Annotated in this window: 14 protein-coding genes; 12 read left to right on the plus strand and 2 right to left on the minus strand. The window is 50.1% G+C overall.

What is annotated here, in order from left to right; translation table 11 throughout:
• Positions 1-156 precede the first annotated feature (156 nt).
• Together AC4IE8_RS03940 and AC4IE8_RS03945 are read left to right on the plus strand one after the other, a co-directional pair.
• Complete coding sequence (locus AC4IE8_RS03940) at positions 157-840, plus strand: zinc metallopeptidase (protein WP_068993515.1); 684 nt, start codon at positions 157-159, stop codon at positions 838-840.
• A 71-nt stretch (positions 841-911) separates the two neighbouring features.
• Positions 912-1,442, plus strand: coding sequence for a DUF2914 domain-containing protein (locus AC4IE8_RS03945; RefSeq protein ID WP_490790385.1), 531 nt, complete (start codon positions 912-914; stop codon positions 1,440-1,442).
• A gap of 138 nt (positions 1,443-1,580) precedes the next feature.
• On the opposite strand, the gene AC4IE8_RS03950 is transcribed toward AC4IE8_RS03945, so the two are convergent.
• Positions 1,581-4,031, minus strand: a complete 2,451-nt coding sequence (locus AC4IE8_RS03950; RefSeq protein ID WP_490790386.1) for a GGDEF domain-containing response regulator — start codon at positions 4,029-4,031, stop codon at positions 1,581-1,583.
• Between the two features lie 785 nt (positions 4,032-4,816).
• On the opposite strand from AC4IE8_RS03950, the gene AC4IE8_RS03955 reads away from it, so the two are divergent.
• Entirely contained in the window at positions 4,817-5,728 is a 912-nt protein-coding gene (locus tag AC4IE8_RS03955; RefSeq protein ID WP_083226145.1) for an HDOD domain-containing protein, read from the plus strand.
• Positions 5,729-5,831: 103 nt separating this feature from the next.
• Here the strand turns inward: AC4IE8_RS03955 and AC4IE8_RS03960 are convergent, their stop codons facing one another.
• Entirely contained in the window at positions 5,832-6,437 is a 606-nt protein-coding gene (locus AC4IE8_RS03960; RefSeq protein ID WP_068993506.1) for a Maf family protein, read from the minus strand.
• Between the two features lie 266 nt (positions 6,438-6,703).
• On the opposite strand from AC4IE8_RS03960, the gene AC4IE8_RS03965 reads away from it, so the two are divergent.
• The 9 genes from AC4IE8_RS03965 to fabG all read left to right on the plus strand — a co-directional run bounded on the left by AC4IE8_RS03965 (position 6,704) and on the right by fabG (position 14,570).
• On the plus strand, positions 6,704-6,964 hold the full coding sequence (locus tag AC4IE8_RS03965) for an OadG family protein (protein ID WP_068993503.1): 261 nt from the start codon (positions 6,704-6,706) through the stop codon (positions 6,962-6,964).
• Between the two features lie 65 nt (positions 6,965-7,029).
• Positions 7,030-8,829 (plus strand): sodium-extruding oxaloacetate decarboxylase subunit alpha, encoded by a 1,800-nt coding sequence (oadA, locus tag AC4IE8_RS03970; protein ID WP_068993500.1) that lies wholly within the window; start codon positions 7,030-7,032, stop codon positions 8,827-8,829.
• A 1-nt stretch (position 8,830) separates the two neighbouring features.
• Positions 8,831-9,970, plus strand: coding sequence for a sodium ion-translocating decarboxylase subunit beta (locus AC4IE8_RS03975; protein WP_068993497.1), 1,140 nt, complete (start codon positions 8,831-8,833; stop codon positions 9,968-9,970).
• A 75-nt stretch (positions 9,971-10,045) separates the two neighbouring features.
• On the plus strand, positions 10,046-10,573 hold the full coding sequence (locus AC4IE8_RS03980) for a YceD family protein (RefSeq protein WP_490790387.1): 528 nt from the start codon (positions 10,046-10,048) through the stop codon (positions 10,571-10,573).
• Positions 10,574-10,608: 35 nt separating this feature from the next.
• Entirely contained in the window at positions 10,609-10,788 is a 180-nt protein-coding gene (gene rpmF / locus AC4IE8_RS03985; protein ID WP_068993490.1) for a 50S ribosomal protein L32, read from the plus strand.
• A gap of 91 nt (positions 10,789-10,879) precedes the next feature.
• Positions 10,880-11,902, plus strand: a complete 1,023-nt coding sequence (gene plsX / locus AC4IE8_RS03990) for a phosphate acyltransferase PlsX (RefSeq protein ID WP_490790388.1) — start codon at positions 10,880-10,882, stop codon at positions 11,900-11,902.
• Positions 11,899-12,867, plus strand: coding sequence for a beta-ketoacyl-ACP synthase III (locus AC4IE8_RS03995; protein WP_068993483.1), 969 nt, complete (start codon positions 11,899-11,901; stop codon positions 12,865-12,867). Before plsX ends, AC4IE8_RS03995 begins: the two co-directional genes overlap by 4 nt.
• 18 nt (positions 12,868-12,885) lie before the next feature.
• On the plus strand, positions 12,886-13,827 hold the full coding sequence (gene fabD / locus AC4IE8_RS04000) for an ACP S-malonyltransferase (RefSeq protein WP_068993480.1): 942 nt from the start codon (positions 12,886-12,888) through the stop codon (positions 13,825-13,827).
• On the plus strand, positions 13,824-14,570 hold the full coding sequence (gene fabG / locus AC4IE8_RS04005; protein WP_490790389.1) for a 3-oxoacyl-ACP reductase FabG: 747 nt from the start codon (positions 13,824-13,826) through the stop codon (positions 14,568-14,570). The genes fabD and fabG overlap by 4 nt, the downstream gene beginning before the upstream one ends.
• Positions 14,571-14,683 lie beyond the last annotated feature (113 nt).

Below are 14,683 nucleotides of genomic sequence, written 5' to 3' on the forward strand. Positions count from 1 at the left end.
GATCATCATAGTATAAACACGACATACTTAGTCGCAGGGTTAATAGTAGGCGAGCCGCCGGTTACGTTATAACCCTCAACGTGACGTATTGAATTACCAGGTTATAAACTGATCAATTCCAAACCATAATAGTTCTGCTCTCGGTTGAGACAAGGCATGCACTACGTATTGATTTTGACACTGCTGCTTCTGCTTCTGCTTGGGCCACAATGGTGGGTCAATCGGACAATGAAAAAGCACAGTCTACAGGATGAAGATAACTTTCCCGGCAATGCTGGTGAATTGGCTAGGCACCTGTTGGATCGGTTTTCCCTGAAGGATGTGCGTGTTGAAAGTACTGATTTGGGAGACCACTACGATCCAGGTGATAAAGCTGTCAGGCTATCTAAGGAGAGAATGAGCGGGAGATCACTGACTGCAATTACAACCGCAGCTCATGAAGTGGGCCATGCGCTGCAGGACGCGGCGAATGAACCGATGTTTCGCTGGCGGACCCGACTGGCTCGGTTCGCACAATTTGCTCAACGCCTGGGTTCATTTCTGCTGTTTCTGGCTCCTGTTGCCTCAGTGATCTCCAGGGCGCCGGCAATCGGGATGATCAGTGCCCTGGCGGCATTTCTGATCATGGGGACCAATGTACTGTTACAGTTACTCACCCTGCCGGTTGAATTGGACGCAAGTTTTAAAAAAGCCATGCCCCTGTTAAAAGATGGCTATCTAACAACGGAACAATACCCAGCGGCAGAAAAAATATTACGGGCGGCAGCCTTTACCTATCTGTCCGCCTCACTCGCTGGTTTATTGAATTTCTGGCAATGGATTCGTGTTCTGCGAAGATAGTCGAGGCAAAAACTGGCGCCTGTCAGGGATTTCTGTTTCAATTTTTCAATAACAGCATGTCGGAGGTGTTAATGATAAAAAAACTTCAAGGATATAAGCCTATAAAGCAGGCTTGGCTGGCTATCTTGCTGATCTCCATACAGTCCTCACTATGGTCACAGGAAGCGATTGATTCGCCACAAGGGAGTGTGATCTCGGAGGAGGTTGAAACGGAAGCACAAATGCTACTGGAATCACAAGGTATCGAAGAGTCTCCTGTGCCCGATGCCTATGTCGCCCGGGCAGTTTTTACCACCGCTGTGATCAACAGAGAGCCTGTGGATCAGGTAGTCAGCCTGGATGAGAGCGCCACGGAAGTCTCTTTTTTTACGGATCTTAGAAATCTCCAGGGTCGTACAATCATTCACAGATGGGAATTTGAAGGGGAAGTGATCAGTGAGGTCAATATTCATGTCGGCGGCCCCCGCTGGCGGGCCTATTCAATCAAGAGTCTCAACCCTGGGGAAGAGGGAAAATGGACAGTTTTCGTAATTGATGAGTCTGGTTGGCCTCTGCATGCCAGTATCTTTCAGCAGCAAGCCACTGACCAGACTGAGAATTAAATCCTGTTATGTTTTGCGGGATACTCAGTTATCAAGGCAACAGAAGATGAGCGATGCAAGATGGTAATTGCTGCGGTGAGTGAGAAAAGAGAGGTATTATCAGATGGATCTGGACAATCCGGGATGGATGCCTATGCCTTAATTGTGGCCATCAGCAGCCGCATCGAGATCCACTGTTTCGGCTTCTGCTTCAAATGCAGGTGATAGGGGAAGCACTTCGTTGGCTGGCTCCGGCTGAACTTCAAATTCTGTAGAAAATGTTTCTGTCGGATCAGAATACTCTGGTTCGGCCGTCGTAGTGCTGACCAGACTACGAGTGAACTCTTCCTCAGCCATCTGACGTAATGTCAGCTCTTTTTCAAGCCTCAGCTCCTCAGAAATGCTCAGCACTCTGGCAACGGGAGCCACTTCCTGAAATCCAGCGCTGTTGATTGATGGGGCTGCCGTACTACTGCTGCTATCTGCGGTTTGCTCTACTACGACCTCCTTGCTCGCCGGGGCTGCAGCGCCATCATTGGGAGAAGTGCTCTGCAGCGCTACCTGACTTGTGTCAGAAGCAAGATCATTCGGGGGTGGAGCAATCATTACTGTGTAAAGGTAGATGCCGCCGATTACGACTACGGCCAACATGATCAAGCTGGCAATAGTGAATGAGGAGGGATTGAAGCCATTTTTGAAGAACATCGGTTCAGCTTCTACCCGAAACGGTGGAATCCTGCTCTCTTTCACCTGCTTCTGTTTCAGGTCGACCTGCTCTTTATCCGGAAACAGGTGCACAGAATCGGTTTTATTCTCTTTGACCGGTTTGTTTTGCTGCGGCGGCTCCGGAGTGGCTGACAGAGCCAATTCAGGCTTGTACAGCTCTTCCAGTAGATCAGTGTCTGTTTTTAATTCCGAATTTGATTCAGTGCTTGGGGTGCTGTTCTGTTTCTCGTCAGTTGTTGGTTGCTGATACTGTTTTTCCCGCAGTTCGTTGACTTCCTGTTGTAGCTGATCAACCTGCATCTTCAGCAGATTGCTGTTATCCCTCAGACTGGTTACCAGCTGATTCGATTTCAGGCTTTCAAGCTCTGCTTTCTCTGCTCGGCTTTTTAAATCGCTGATCTGACTCTCAAGACGCTTATTTTCACCTTCAATCAGTTGGTGAGACTGTCTCAAAGAAGCTGTTCTCTCTTCCTCTTCATCAATCAGTCGCCGATTCTCTCTTTCGGTGGTGTCGGTGCGGTGTGCCAGATCATCATTGGCCTTTTGCACTTCGCTAAACTTGACTTTCAGCTGTTGGAACTGGCTTTCAACCTCAAACAGTTGCCGGCGCAGATGTTCAGCTTCGGCGGACTCATTTTTCCAATGCTTGACATCTTCGATCAGTGATCTGTTTTCAGCGGTCAAATCCTCCAGAGCTCTCTTGTATTCAGAAATCTGTCCTGCCTGAGCTTCGAAATCCTTCGCTTGATTCGTGTACTTGGCTTTGATTTCCGCAACCTGTTCAGCCGCCAACCGGTTGATCTCGGAGGAGCTTTTACTCACTACATGGGGAGAGCTGGGCTGTGTGTTGGATATGACGTTGGATATCTCCATGCTGTCCTGCATGGAGACCGGAGTCAGATTTTCATTACCTTTATCGACAACTTTGTCGCCACCATTCTCAAACGCGGCTTTGAGGCGTCCTTCTGCAAGTTTTACCAGATCCTGTAGGCGAATTCCCGGTTTTATATCCGGTGCTGATATACCAATACTCGCCGTGACGCTTTCATCCGCTTCCCCAAGATAAAACTGTTTTGAGGTGAGATCTTCGAGAATTCTGCGACTCAGGTATTTTGTGCCTATGGCATTCGAGGCGGGACGTAGAATCGAAAAGCACCCCTCTCCGAAATAGCCTAGGGTGTCGTCAGGATGGATATGTTTCTCAATGATCTCTCTCAGCGCCAGCAGGATATGTTCGATTGCCGCTTCGCTATAGTGGTCCAGAATGCTGCTGAATTGATCAACTTTGATCAACGCCAAAGCAAGCTCATTCTTGTTGCGGATCGCAAATGAGAGTTCCCGACTGGCAATCTCCAGAAATTGTGTTTTGTTGGTGGTGTTGTCGAGAAAATCACTCTGTTCTTTGACGTTTTGTTCTTCTATGGAGAGCTCTTGATTAGTCTCTTCGGCTAACTCTTCAACGAATTGCCGGATCAATGTTGGATCAAACGGCTTACTTACCATTCCTGATGCGCCAAGCTTCTCAAGCTCTTCTGCGATACCGTCAGTCGCCTCATTACCGGTAACAACGATGAACGGTAGGTTGGATATTCGTCCAGTTGTAGAATTTCTGATATTGGTTAATAGGTTGCGACCATCTATTTTTGGCATGGAGAGGTCGCTGAAAACCAAATCGATCGATGGCGTTTGGCAGATGACCTGCCACGCCTGCTCCCCATCCTCAACTTCAATGAGTTGACAGGTGTCGTTAAGAATATTCCTCAGCGATACTCGGACAACCCGAGAATCATCTGCAATAAGGACTACCGGCTTATCACCAGTATGTTGAGTAAAGTGGTTGAGTGCCTGTTCTGCCATACCGTCAAAGTCTTGATCGTTAGACATGTTTATTGTTTAGCCTACCCATAAAGTCGTCTCATCGTGCTAAAACTTGAATGAGCAATTGTTAAATATAATTCTGATTAGCACAGTTAACTCCATGAAATAACAGCATTAATACTTTAGTTATGGGTCAGATGGGAAGCGAAAAATGAGAGACAAATCACTAATATTCAAATTAAGTGCGTTTCCAGGTCGGCTAGGATTAGCGCTGCTGCAGCGAAATTGAGTGATTTCGGGTTGGTTGTGGGCCGCAACTCATCAGTGCGTACTATTATCGGCAACAACAACTTTAATTTTTGTGAAAGATTTAAAAAAAATGGCCCGTTTAATTATGCGGTATTCAGACTTGAGAGCCCCATCATGTATCCAGCATGCGGGCTCACTGCGGCTGAAAGTGAACGAATTGGTCGTCGGGTTGATAAATTGTTGATTGTGTGATGCTTGACGCATAGCAACCACTCAACTAGCTTGAAATGATTCGGAAACTGGAGAAATCGGGTTGTCTTGCCGCTATCTTCTGCAGGTGTTTTATAGTTTGGTTTTAGGCTAATCCTAATGGATAGCAGATACACTACTTCGTCTTAAATTTTAATGACTGATCCTGCAATTAAAGTCAACTTTATAATAGTGTTATTAGTATTTGATTTATATAATGATTAGCGATCTGGGTTTTCGCCTGGATATGTGTGCCATGTTGACCTGAGAGAATGGCATAGGGGCTGTAAACACAGGTTTGGTCACTGAATGAGTAGATCTCCAACTAGACAAAATAGGCTGGCAGCAATCGGATGACAAAATCGGTTTTTACACTTGCAGATGGTGAGCGGGTAGATACTGAGACAGAACAGGAGCGTGAGCAGAAGCGGTTTGAATCTGCGACAACCAAGGGTTTTGTCGACTCGGTAAAAGAGGATCTGCTTGCCAACAATATCTATCTGCCAACCTTGCCGGCTTTGGCGCTGGAAGCGCTTATTATTATTAATGATGTGGATAGCTCTGCATCTGATCTGCAAAAAGTCATTTCGCGGGATGCTTCTCTGACCGCCCGGCTGATCCGCTATGCCAACAGTCCTCTCTACCGGGGCATGAACAAGATCGCCACCATCAAGCCTGCAATTACCCGGATCGGTTTTCAGCGTGTGAAAAATGCGGTCTATGCCGTCTCCATGAAAGAGGTATTCCGAACCTCGGTCAAAGAGATTGAGCGACGAATGGATAAGCTCTGGAATCACTCTGTAAAAGTGGGGGCGCATGCCGCGATGTTAGCCAAAGCCCAACCAGGACTGGACCCGGATGTTGCGCTGGTGGCAGGGTTAGTACATGATATCGGGCATATACCTCTATTAATAAAAGCATGTAAATATAAAGAGTTAATAGACAAACCTGAGTTTCTTGATAAGGTCCTGCGTAAGCTGCACCCCCATATAGGTGGGAGTATCTTAAAGTTATGGAAATTCGATGAGAGCATCATCGAGGTGGCAGCCCATCATGAGGATTTTAGCCGGGATCCGGGTGATGATGCGCCAGTCGATTATGTGGATATTGTTCAGGTAGCAAATATTCTGGCCCATGAGGGTACGGATCACTATCTGGCATCGGTGGATCGATCCACCATCAAAGCATTTGCCAGGCTGGAGCACGGTGAAAACAGTGATAACCTGGACGTCGACACCAAAAAAGTCGAGGATGCGATCTTTTAGGGCTTGTTCACACGAATCCAACCCTTGAATCGGTTCACTCCGCTGGTGACTAAGAGCAGGTGATCGCAGCTGGTTAGTCCGCTTCCGTGGATGAATCCTCAGACTATGCCAGGATGTTCACACCTTCCTGACGCAGCATGGTGATGAGACGTATCAGCGGCAGGCCTATCAAGGCATTCGGATCCGTACCTTCCATAGACTCAAACAGGGTGATCCCAAGGCCCTCTGATTTAAAGGAACCGGCACAGTTGTAAGGCTGTTCTTTGAGCAGATAATTTTCGATTTCGGATGGAGTCAATGTTCTGAAATGAACATGAAAGGGCTCACAACAGGTATGCTCCTGCCCGGTTTTACTGTTGTAAAGAGTGAGGCCGGTGTAAAAAGTAACCCGCTTGCCGGAGGCGTTGAGTAACTGTTCAATCGCCTTTTCATGCTTACCGGGTTTACCCAAAATCGCTTCATCCACCGTAGCGACCTGATCCGAGCCGATTATCAGAGCCTCAGGGTGGCTCTCTGCAACCGCCATGGCTTTCAGTTTGGACAGCCTCAGCACGAGCGCTTCTGCTGATTCATTGTTCAGCCTGGTCTCATCCACGTTGGGTGAAGAGGTACTGAATTCCAAACCAAGTCGGCTGAGCAGTTCTCTTCTGAATGGGGAACTGGAGGCTAATACAAGTGGCAAAGGATCAGACTGGGTTACCTGGGTCATACTGGTCCATGGTTTTCGGCAACAAAATTCTACCTATTTTACCAGACAGGGTGGCAATAGAATGAAAAATTCTCGCCATGCAGTCTCGTGAAAGTATAGAATTGATTGATGGGCTTAATACTGAATATATATATTCTAAATAAATGGAGTATTATCTACTTAAAAACAAAGGGTTAGTAGGTATTGTCAGTACACATGTTGCTTGACAACATGTCTTCACCCAACGTAGAAAGACAAAAATAATCACCAAAGAGTAAAAATATCCAATGCCAATTGAAGACTTGTTGCTATCAGGCGTCAACCTGATGCTGCTTGGAATGGGGATAGTTTTCACTTTCCTTCTTGTTCTGGTTTTTACCATGAAGGGGATGTCAAAACTTGCTATGGCCGTGATGGAAAGACAAAGGATCGTTGATACACATGCCAATGCGCCAGTATTGGCCGGCCAGGAACAGGCTGCTATGCGTGGCGACCTGGTTGCCGTAATATCGGCGGCAATTAACCAATATCGTTCGATTCGTCATTGAGTCAGAATTTTTCATATTTTTAACACCTGATACCAGGCTGTTTTATTAACAACGGCGGCTAGCTTATGAGCGAAAAGAAACCACTAGGAATAACAGAAGTTGTGTTGAGAGATGCGCATCAGTCTCTGTTTGCGACCAGAATGCGTATTGACGATATGCTTCCGATTGCAGAAAAGCTGGATAAAGTTGGCTTCTGGTCATTGGAAACCTGGGGCGGGGCAACTTTTGACGCCTGTATCAGGTTCCTTGGTGAAGATCCCTGGGAGCGTATCCGTATCCTGAAATCGGCCATGCCGAATACACCGATGCAGATGCTGTTTCGCGGACAGAACATCCTGGGCTATCGGCATTATGCGGATGATGTTGTTGATAAATTTGTCGAAAGGGCGGCGACTAACGGCGTTGATGTGTTCCGAATTTTCGACGCGATGAATGATCTGCGTAATCTGGAGACAGCGGTTAAAGCGACCTTGAAAGTCGATAAGCATGCACAGGGCACCATGTCCTATACCGTAAGCCCGGTTCACAATATGGATTACTGGCTCGATATGTGTAAAAGCATGGAAGATATGGGCTGCCACTCAATCTGCATCAAGGACATGGCAGGGCTGTTGAATCCCTACACCGGTTATGAGCTGGTCACCCGCCTGAAAGAGAACATTTCGATACCGATTGCAATGCATAGCCATGCAACCACCGGGATGAGTATGGCGACCGCTCTTAAATGCGCCGAAGCGGGTGTTGATATGATGGATGCCTCAATCTCCTCTATGAGTATGACCTATGGCCACTCTGCTACAGAGTCCGTGGTGGCGATTCTTCAGGAGAGCGATCGGGATACCGGATTGGATCTCAACCTGCTGGAGGAGATTGCAGCCTATTTCCGTGAAGTGCGTAAAAAATATGCAAAATTCGAAGGTTCCCTGAAAGGTGTGGACTCGCGGATTCTAGTCGCTCAGGTACCAGGTGGTATGTTGACCAACATGGAGAATCAGCTCAGAGAGCAGGGCGCTACCGACAAGCTTGATGAAGTACTGGAGGAGATTCCCAAAGTACGCAAGGATCTGGGTTATATTCCACTGGTCACCCCAACTTCCCAGATTGTCGGTACCCAAGCGGTTATCAACGTGCTGATGGGTGAACGCTACAAGAGCATTGCCAAAGAGACGGAAGGTGTATTGAAAGGTGAGTATGGTGCAACACCGGCCCCGGTCAATGCAGAGCTGCAGTCCCGGGTCCTGAAAGATGGCGAAGAGGCCATTACCTGCCGTCCAGCCGATCTGATCGATGCCGAGATGGACAAGTTGACCGCGGAATTCCGTGGTCTGGTCGATGAACACGGCATCAAAGTGGCGAAAGATGAAGTCGATGATGTACTCATCTATGCGCTTTTTCCCCAGGTTGGCCTGAAATTTCTCAAAAACAGAGACAATCCGGATGCCTTTGAGCCGGCGCCGGGAACGGAACCACCGGCTGCGAGCGCAGCGCCTGCCGCCGCACCTGCCGCGGCATCGGCTGGCGTGCCCGAAGCCTATCAGGTTGAGGTCAATGGGGTGACCTACAACGTCAAGGTATCCCCCGCGGGTGCGGTTACCGATGTGGCCCCGGCCGCACCGGCGCCTGCCGCAGCCCCAGCGCCAGCGCCAGCTGGTGGTACGGAGATTGCCGCACCATTATCTGGAAATATCCACGCCATCAAGGTGTCCGCTGGCCAGCAGGTAGCTGCTGGTGACGTTGTCATGGTGTTGGAAGCGATGAAGATGGAGACGGAAGTACGTGCCAATTCAGCCGGTACGGTGTCTCAGGTCCTGGTTAAAGAGGGTGATGCCGTACAGGTTGGAACCCCACTGTTGAGTCTTTCCTGATATGGTTGAAATAGGCTTAGAACCGCTATGGCAGTCGACTGGTCTGGCGAATCTGGAGTGGGGCCAGGTCCTGATGATGGGCGTTGGCTGTGCATTGATCTACCTGGCAGTGGTGAAAAAGTTCGAACCGCTACTGCTGTTGCCGATCGGATTCGGTGCCATTCTGAGTAATATCCCGCTGGCTGGAATCGGCGGTAGTGATGGCCTGCTGGGCCTTATCTACAGTGTGGGCATAGAGACCGGCGTGTTTCCGCTGCTGATCTTCATGGGGGTCGGGGCGCTTACCGATTTCGGGGCGTTGATTGCCATGCCATGGACCCTGTTACTGGGAGCCGCCGCTCAGTTCGGTATTTTCGTCACTCTGCTGGGTGCATTGGCGCTGAATTTTGTTCCCGGTTTCGATTTTACCCTGGCGGAAGCTTCAGCGATCGCGATCATCGGTGGTGCGGATGGGCCGACAGCGATTTTTCTCGCGTCCAGGTTGGCACCTGACCTGTTGGGAGCGATCGCGGTGGCGGCCTACTCCTATATGGCACTGGTGCCGATTATCCAGCCGCCAATCATGCGCTTGCTGACAACCGAGGCGGAGCGCAATGTCGAAATGCAGCAGCTGAGGCATGTGAACAAGCTGGAGAAGGTGCTGTTTCCCTTTGCGGTGCTGCTGTTATGTATTATTTTTCTACCCTCCGCAGCCCCACTGATCGGTATGCTGACCTTCGGCAATCTGCTTCGAGAAAGTGGTGTGGTGGAGCGGCTCAGTCATGCGGCGCAGAACGAGATCATCAATATCGTGACGATCTTCCTGGGGCTGGCGGTTGGCTCCAAGCTCTCTGCAGACAAGTTCCTGACCATTGATACCCTGGGTATCCTCACGCTGGGCGCTTTTGCTTTCTGTATCGGTACGGCGGCTGGTGTGATCATGGGTAAAATCATGCATCGGGTGACAGGGGGCAAGGTCAATCCGCTGATCGGTGCAGCCGGGGTTTCCGCCGTGCCCATGGCGGCCCGTGTGGTCAACAAGGTGGGTCTGGAGACCAATCACCACAATTTTCTGCTGATGCACGCGATGGGGCCGAATGTGGCGGGCGTGATCGGTTCGGCGGTCGCTGCCGGTATTCTGCTGGCGATGGTAGGTGGCTAATCCTGTGGTGGGCAGATCCCCACCTCTCACGTCATTTTGACATGAGAGGTGCTCTCATAATATTATCTCGCGCTTATGTCGAAGTGCTTTCCCGATCGATTGGATCCCTGGCGCTTCGCTGATCTCGGAAAAGAGGTCAGCGGAGAGTTGCCTGTTGAGGCTTTTGTGAGGCTCCGAGATTGCCTGATGCAGGCAGATGGCGAGGTCTTGTTCAATTTGAGCTTCAGTCGTGACGAGCGGCGGCATGCAAGGCTTGACGGGAGTGTCCGGACCGAGTTGACACTTGAGTGCCAACGCTGTCTTGGGGCATTGAGATTTCCTGTAGAGAGAAGGTTCTCGGTGGTCTTTGTTCAAGGACTGAATGAAGCTGAGAGGCTGCCTGAAGATCTGGACCCATGTCTGGTAGAAGAGGGTGTGGTGGATTTCAGGGAGCTGATCGAAGATGAGCTTCTTTTGGCACTGCCTCAAGTGCCGATGCACGACACAGATGTTTGTCAGGTGCCTCATGAGTTCGTCTCAGATGAGGAGCTGCAGGTGTCAGAACCTGAGCAACAGGAAAATCCGTTTGCCGTGCTGTCCGCGCTACAAAAGGACAGGCATTAGTTTTAGTTTGTATAAATTTTTTCAGGAGATCAGCCATGGCTGTTCAACAAAACAAAAAGACCCCATCAAAGCGCGGTATGCGCCGTGCACATGATGGTCTGAAGAGTGAGACTCTCTCTATTGATTCAACTTCCGGTGAAACCCACCTGCGTCATCATGTGACTGCGGATGGTTTCTATAAAGGCCGTAAAGTAGTCGATACCAAAGGCGAGTGATTCTCAACTCGTCGGTTCAATGACCTGTTTGGAACCCGTATGGGGCGATGGCCTCTGACGGGTTCTTCTTATTTGGGTGAATCTATCTTCTATGAATAGACCAGTCACAATCTCTCTGGATGCAATGGGCGGAGACATCGGTGCAGATGTCGTGGTGCCAGCTGCTTTAGGATATCTGAGCAAGGATAAGGAGACTGCGCTGATTCTGGTCGGTGACGGAGATACGCTTCAGGAAATGCTTGGAAATCATGGGTTTGGTGACAGACTGCGTATCAAGCACGCATCTGAACTGGTTGCTATGGATGAGCTGCCGTCCAAAGCACTGCGAAACAAAAAAGATTCATCCATGAGAGTGGCTATAGATCTGGTCAAATCCGGGGATGCGGACGCCTGCGTCAGTGCTGGTAATACCGGTGCCTTGATGGCTACCTCCCGATTTGTGCTGAAGATGCTACCGAATATCGATCGTCCTGCAATCATTACGGCATTACCATCCATGACGGGGCAGACATTCATGCTCGATCTGGGTGCGAATGTGGATTGCAGTGCCGGACACCTGTTTCAGTTTGCGGTTATGGGCAGTGAAACTGTCTCTGCGGTAACCGATATCAGCAACCCGAAAATCGGTTTGCTGAATATCGGCCAGGAAGAGATCAAGGGTAATGAGCAGGTGAAAGAGGCTCATGAGCTGTTACACGCCAGTTCACTCAACTATGTAGGCTATGTTGAGGGGGACGATATTTTTCAGGGTGGCACGGATGTCGTCGTTTCCGATGGTTTTGTTGGGAATATCGCCCTGAAGAGCAGTGAAGGGGTTGCCAAGATGATCCAGCATTTCTTGCGGTTGGAATTCAAAAAGAATCTCCTGACCCAATTGGCTGGATTGATCGCATTGCCGGTATTGCGCAGTTTGGCGAAACGCATTGATCATAGACACTACAATGGCGCCAGTCTGTTGGGGCTGCGTGGGATTGTAATCAAAAGCCATGGCGGGGCAGATGAACTTGCTTTTATGAATGCAATCAGCATTGCCCGCAAAGAGGTTTCAAGCGATGTGCCCAGCCGCATTGCGGAACAAGTCAAGGCTCATCTGGATAAAAGGGAAACCGCGTGATCTATTCGCGTATAACCGGTACAGGTGGTTATCTGCCTGAGAAAGTCGTGACCAATCACGACCTTGAAAAGATTGTTGATACGACTGATCAGTGGATCGTAGAGCGTACCGGCATCCGTAAACGTCATATTGCGGAAGAGGGTGAATTTACCTGCGATCTGGCTGAAAAGGCGGCGCGGAATGCCCTCGATATGGCTGGCCTGAAGCCAGAGGAGATCGATCTGATCGTGGTGGCGACAACCACAGCGGATCAAGTCTTTCCAAGCACCGCCTGTCTGCTGCAGGCGCGCCTGGGGATCCGGGGACCTGCGGCGTTTGATGTTCAGGCCGTATGTACCGGCTTTGTCTATGCTCTCGGTGTCGCTGACAAATTCATTCAAACCGGATCGGCTAAAAAAGCGCTGGTTGTCGGTGCTGAGACCATATCGCGGATTCTCGATTGGAACGACCGCAATACCTGTGTGCTGTTTGGTGACGGCGCAGGCGCTGTGGTGATCGAGGCCAGTAATGAGCCGGGCATCATCTCGACCCACCTGCATGCGGATGGCGCCTATGAAAGCCTGCTGCGTGTGCCATCGGGTATCTCACGTGGCTATGACAAGCTTCGCGAGAGTGAGGCTTATATGCAGATGCGAGGCAACGAGGTGTTTAAGGTGGCGGTAACCACACTCGGTCGCATCGTGGATGAGACGTTGGCTGCGAACGGGATGCAAAAATCGGATATCGATTGGTTGATACCACATCAAGCCAATATCCGTATCATTAACGCCACGGCAAGGAAGCTACAGACCCCGATGGAACGGGTAGTGGTTACTGTGGAAGATCACGGTAATACTTCGGCGGCTTCAGTGCCGCTGGCACTGGATGTGGCAGTCAGGGATGGAAGAATAAAACGAGGTGAGACCATTCTCATGGAAGCCTTTGGCGGCGGCTTCACATGGGGTTCGGTACTGGCAAAATTCTAATTCCTGCGAAAGTCGATTATGAGTGATACACAATTCAGCATGGTATTTCCCGGTCAGGGTTCCCAATCTGTTGGTATGTTGAAACAACTGGCGGAAGATTTTGCCGTTGTAACTGAGACCTTCAAAGAAGCATCCGAGGTTCTGGGTTTTGATCTTTGGGATTTGACTCAGAACGGCCCGGCTGAATCGCTGAATCAGACAGAGAATACCCAACCCGCGATGTTGACTGCCGGTGTTGCGGTTTGGCGTGTTTGGCAGCAGCAAGGTGGGCCATCCCCGGATTTGATGGCAGGCCACAGCCTGGGAGAGTATACCGCTCTGATTTGTGGCGGTGCGCTCGGCTTTGAGGACGGGGTGAAACTGGTTGCCCAGCGTGGCAAATTCATGCAGAACGCCGTGCCTGAAGGAAGTGGCAGTATGGCCGCCATTCTTGGTCTCGACGATGAGGTTGTGCGCCAGGTGTGTCAATCCGCAGCGTCGGGCGATGTGGTTGAGGCGGTCAACTTCAATTCCCCTGGTCAGGTGGTTATCGCCGGTAGTAAAAGTGCCGTTGAACGGGCTTGTGAGTTGGCTAAGGAGGCCGGTGCCAAGCGGGCATTGCCCCTGCCAGTGAGTGTGCCGTCCCATTGTGCGCTGATGAAACCTGCAGCAGAGCAGTTGAGTGAACAATTGGCTACAATAAGCCTTTCTGCAGCCGAAATTCCCGTACTTCACAATGTCAATGTGGCAACTGCAGCAGATGGTGACGAGATCCGATCGCTGCTCGCGGCACAGTTGTACAGTCCGGTACGCTGGGTTGAGGCGGTGCAAAAGATGGCTGCTGCCGACAGCTCCAGAATCATCGAAGCCGGGCCAGGCAAAGTGCTGGCAGGGCTGACAAAAAGAATAGACCGGAAACTAACCGGTATGGCGGTATATGACACAAATAGCCTGAATCAGGCTCTGGAGGCTTTGAAATGAGTCTGGAGAATGAAATTGCCCTGGTCACTGGCGCCAGTCGCGGCATCGGTGCAGCGATCGCTGACTGCCTGGCCGCTGCCGGTGCCACGGTGGTGGGTACCGCAACCTCTGAGGGCGGCGCCGAGGCGATCACTGCGCGTCTGAATGAGGCTTCTGCTGTTACGGGATGCGGCATGGTGCTGGATGTGGCAGACCAGGCCTCCATTGATGCACTGATGAGTGGCATTGCTGAAAAATACAGTGCACCGACCATTCTGGTGAACAATGCAGGAATCACCAACGATAATCTGCTGATGCGAATGAAGGATGATGAGTGGGAGCGGGTGATCAACACCAATCTCTCCTCGGTCTACCGTCTCAGCAAGGGTGTGTTGAGAGGTATGATGAAGGCGCGCAAAGGGCGGATCATCAATATCTCCTCAGTCGTTGGCTCGATGGGGAATGCAGGCCAGTCCAATTATGCGGCTGCCAAGGCCGGCATCGATGGGTTTACCCGCTCACTGGCTCGTGAGGTGGGTTCCCGAGGAATTACCGTAAATTCTGTAGCGCCGGGCTTCATCGAAACCGACATGACCAATGAATTGCCAGAGGCTCAAAGGAAGAGTCTGATTGAGAATATTCCGTTGCAGCAGCTGGGATTACCAGATGATATTGCGAACGCCGTTCTGTTTCTTGCCGGTGCATCTGGACGCTATATCACAGGTGAGACCCTGCATGTAAACGGCGGAATGTACATGTCCTAAAGACATTTTCAGATTAAAAACATTATAAGTTAAATAAAGTTTAGCTTATAATTATTTGTTTAGAAAAAGATAATCAATAAATTAGTGACATTAAGCTGAACTAATGATTACGC

The organism is Candidatus Thiodiazotropha sp. AKAK2, assembly GCF_058244685.1.

Bases quoted from the DNA above. Each gene is read 5' to 3' on its own strand.
- AC4IE8_RS03940 (WP_068993515.1), top strand. From the start codon at position 157: ATGCACTACGTATTGATTTTGACACTGCTGCTTCTGCTTCTGCTTGGG.
- AC4IE8_RS03980 (WP_490790387.1), top strand. From the start codon at position 10,046: ATGTCGAAGTGCTTTCCCGATCGATTGGATCCCTGGCGCTTCGCTGAT.
- AC4IE8_RS03965 (WP_068993503.1), top strand. From the start codon at position 6,704: ATGCCAATTGAAGACTTGTTGCTATCAGGCGTCAACCTGATGCTGCTT.
- rpmF (WP_068993490.1), top strand. From the start codon at position 10,609: ATGGCTGTTCAACAAAACAAAAAGACCCCATCAAAGCGCGGTATGCGC.
- AC4IE8_RS03960 (WP_068993506.1), bottom strand. From the start codon at position 6,437: ATGACCCAGGTAACCCAGTCTGATCCTTTGCCACTTGTATTAGCCTCC.
- plsX (WP_490790388.1), top strand. From the start codon at position 10,880: ATGAATAGACCAGTCACAATCTCTCTGGATGCAATGGGCGGAGACATC.
- AC4IE8_RS03955 (WP_083226145.1), top strand. From the start codon at position 4,817: ATGACAAAATCGGTTTTTACACTTGCAGATGGTGAGCGGGTAGATACT.
- AC4IE8_RS03945 (WP_490790385.1), top strand. From the start codon at position 912: ATGATAAAAAAACTTCAAGGATATAAGCCTATAAAGCAGGCTTGGCTG.
- fabG (WP_490790389.1), top strand. From the start codon at position 13,824: ATGAGTCTGGAGAATGAAATTGCCCTGGTCACTGGCGCCAGTCGCGGC.
- fabD (WP_068993480.1), top strand. From the start codon at position 12,886: ATGAGTGATACACAATTCAGCATGGTATTTCCCGGTCAGGGTTCCCAA.
- AC4IE8_RS03975 (WP_068993497.1), top strand. From the start codon at position 8,831: ATGGTTGAAATAGGCTTAGAACCGCTATGGCAGTCGACTGGTCTGGCG.
- oadA (WP_068993500.1), top strand. From the start codon at position 7,030: ATGAGCGAAAAGAAACCACTAGGAATAACAGAAGTTGTGTTGAGAGAT.
- AC4IE8_RS03950 (WP_490790386.1), bottom strand. From the start codon at position 4,031: ATGTCTAACGATCAAGACTTTGACGGTATGGCAGAACAGGCACTCAAC.